The organism is Sphingomonas sp., assembly GCF_036387595.1.
In the GTDB taxonomy this organism is placed as follows: Bacteria; Pseudomonadota; Alphaproteobacteria; order Sphingomonadales; family Sphingomonadaceae; genus Sphingomonas.
This window is the reverse complement of record NZ_DASVTL010000064.1, coordinates 1-2,721: the sequence shown is the minus strand read 5'-3', so window position 1 is coordinate 2,721 and position 2,721 is coordinate 1. Positions and strand designations below refer to the sequence as shown.

3 protein-coding genes are annotated in these 2,721 nt (G+C 66.3%); 2 read left to right on the top strand and 1 reads right to left on the bottom strand.

Annotation, left to right across the window (positions count from 1 at the left end; translation table 11 throughout):
* Positions 1–161 precede the first annotated feature (161 nt).
* The gene (locus VF643_RS05395; RefSeq protein ID WP_331042350.1) at positions 162–404 is read right to left on the bottom strand and encodes a PspC domain-containing protein; all 243 of its coding nucleotides are present in this window, start codon (positions 402–404) and stop codon (positions 162–164) included.
* A gap of 306 nt (positions 405–710) precedes the next feature.
* Between VF643_RS05395 and VF643_RS05390 the strand changes: the two genes are divergently transcribed.
* Together VF643_RS05390 and VF643_RS05385 are read left to right on the top strand one after the other, a co-directional pair.
* Complete coding sequence (locus tag VF643_RS05390; RefSeq protein WP_331042349.1) at positions 711–1,232, top strand: MarR family winged helix-turn-helix transcriptional regulator; 522 nt, start codon at positions 711–713, stop codon at positions 1,230–1,232.
* A 675-nt stretch (positions 1,233–1,907) separates the two neighbouring features.
* A complete protein-coding gene (locus VF643_RS05385) occupies positions 1,908–2,702 on the top strand; it encodes a hypothetical protein (protein WP_331042348.1) in 795 nt (264 codons plus the stop codon).
* Positions 2,703–2,721 lie beyond the last annotated feature (19 nt).

Genomic DNA, 2,721 nt, shown 5'->3' with positions numbered 1-2,721 from the left:
GAGGACGCACTCTGCGCGTTCCTCGAAGCGCATATCGCGGCGTTCAAGGTGCCGCGCCAGATCTGGATCTCGGCAGCGCCGCTGCCGCGGCTCGGCACCGAGAAGATCGACAAGGTCAGCCTCAAGAACACCTACCGCGCCCTGGCCGCGCAAGCCGCTGCTTAATTGGCGCCGGCCTGCACGGTGGTCTGATCGGTCGCAACCGGATAGATCCAGCGCGCCAGCGCGACCGCCAGCCCGAGCACCAGATAGGTGGCGATCACCACGACCGGGTTCCACAATACCGCGACGCCCAGCAGCACGCGCAGGAAGTTGGCGTTGAAGCCGAGATCCTGGCCCAGACCTTCGCAGACACCGAAGAAGGTGTCGGGGCGGTCGAACAACGGTGATGGCGATGCTGGCATGGTCTGGTCCTCTCGTGCGCCGAGCGTCGGCGCTGATGACCCTGCTTTCGCAATCTATGTGCCAGTTGTAAGAACCGTGATCGTGCAAGGGCTTACGTGCGCCGCGCCGCGAGCATCGGCCCAACACCACAGATCGCTCGCCACAATCTGGCGATTCCCGCCATCGGTTCCGCTACCGCCGGGAAGCCGTGGCCACCGTCCCGCGTCGGCACAGGAAACTACAACCTACGTATCATACCGGAGTAGTTTATCCTATATTATTGGGTAATGAATCGATCACTGCTCTGACACATGGTGGGAATGGCAATGGACAGCATGACGAAACAATTGGTGGTCGACGAAGAAGCCGAACTGGATACCGTGACCAAGCCGACGGCGCAGCCGTTCCGCTTCGGTTTCCTGGTGCACGACGTGTCGCGGATGCGGCGGACGCTGTTCGACGATCGGATGAAGCCGCTCGGCGTCACCCGATCGCAATGGTCGGTGCTCGCCTATCTGTCGCGCGAATCGAACAACGGCACGATGCAGGTCGACCTCGCGCGCGACATGGACGTCGGCAAGGTCACGATCGGCGGGCTGATCGATCGGCTCGAATCGAGCGGCCATGTCGAGCGCCGCCTCGACGCCCGCGATCGCCGCGCCCGCCGGATCTTCATCACCGAAAAGGGTTTCGAGACGATCCGCCAGATGCAGACCGTGGGTGCCGAGCTCAACGACCACGTGCTGGAGGGCGTATCGGAGCGCGACCTGAAGATCACCGAGAAGACGCTGGCACGGGTGAAGGAAAACATTCGCAGCCTTTTGCACGCGAGCAGTGCAAACGTTTGAGTGAAGGCTGGCGGCCGTGCATCATTGTGCACGCCCGCCGGTTCGTGGGAGCATTCACCCAAGACTCCGAAAGTGAGGGTCATGGTAGAAGCGATACGCGAATCCGGCTGGTGGACATGGCGGCGCTCGCGCTCGTCGCAGCCTGCGGCATGACGAATCGATCCCGATGAGCGCGGATCGCGGCTAGAGCCGGTGGATCACCGGCGCTTCTCAGAGCGCCCCACCACCTTCCACCACCCCGGCGGAGGCCGGGGTCGGGAGCGGGTTGTAACGGAGGTGCGCGCGTCGTCACGCGCCTTCCTCACCTGGCCCTGGCCTTCGCCGGGGTGGTGGATCTTGGTGGCTTGCGCAATGCTCAAGTCGGCCGCTTCGCGCAATGGGAAGAGGGTGGTCTTGCGGAGACGCGGAGGACGCGGAGAAGATCAGCGTGCCGCACAGCGGCTCTTGCAGCTGATCGGCAACAGCAGGGACCCGCTCCAAAGAGCCATGCAGCGGCAGGGAGCGCACCACCTCAGCGTCTGCGCGCGACCATCATCTCTTACTTGGCAACGGCTACCTCACCGCACACGGAACAGGCGGCTCGGTATCGCCACAAGACCGCTCAAGCGACGGTTCCTGGCGCCCACGGAATAACCCACTGGCGGTCCCCCGCGCCCGGGTCTAGGCGGCTCCGGCATGCGTTCGGCGTCCTCCCTGCCAGTGCCGGACTTCCGACAGGCGTCGGTAAGGCGGCGTGCCGCATCGATGGCGCTGACGGTGGCGGCGCATCTGCTGATCGTGTGGCTGCTGCTCCGGCTCGCGCCACCGCCGCCCGCCCCGCGCGTGATCGAGAAGCGCCCGACCGAATTCACGCTGCTCCCCGATCGCGCGGATACGCCGACGCCCTCGCCGCGCGACCGCACCGTCGCCAAGGTCAAGACGCCGAGCGGCGGCGCCGCGCCCCGGGCGCGCAAGGATCCATCGCCTCCCGCCGCGACCACGCCGCCCTCCTCGCCAGCCCCCCCGCCGGTGTTGATGGCAGGCGGCATGGAGCTGTTCGACGCCGCCGATATCTCGAAGATCCCCGCCCGCCCCGGTGACGCCGACGATGCGGGTGGCGACGGCGAGGGTGCGGGCGCGGGCAAGAACAGCGGCTCGGCCTATGGCCCGGGCGAGGGACCCGGCGGTGCGCGGCTCTACAACGCGGAATGGTATACCGAGCCGACCTCGTCGCAGCTCGATTTCTACCTGCCGCCGTCGCGACCGCCGGGCAGCTGGGCGCTGATCGCCTGCCAGACGATCGCCGACTATCATGTCGACAATTGTCGCTCGCTCGGCGAATCGCCGCCGGGATCGGGGCTGGCGCGCGGGCTTAGGCAAGCGGCGTGGCAATTTCGCGTGCTGCCGCCGCGGATCGGCGGCAAGAAGATGGTCGGTGCCTGGGTCCGGATCCGCTTCGATTTCATCCGCGGCGAGATGAAGGTGAAGTGACCGCCCGTGCGACAGGAGA

Bases quoted from the DNA above. Each gene is read 5' to 3' on its own strand.
- VF643_RS05395 (WP_331042350.1), bottom strand. From the start codon at position 404: ATGCCAGCATCGCCATCACCGTTGTTCGACCGCCCCGACACCTTCTTC.
- VF643_RS05390 (WP_331042349.1), top strand. From the start codon at position 711: ATGGACAGCATGACGAAACAATTGGTGGTCGACGAAGAAGCCGAACTG.
- VF643_RS05385 (WP_331042348.1), top strand. From the start codon at position 1,908: ATGCGTTCGGCGTCCTCCCTGCCAGTGCCGGACTTCCGACAGGCGTCG.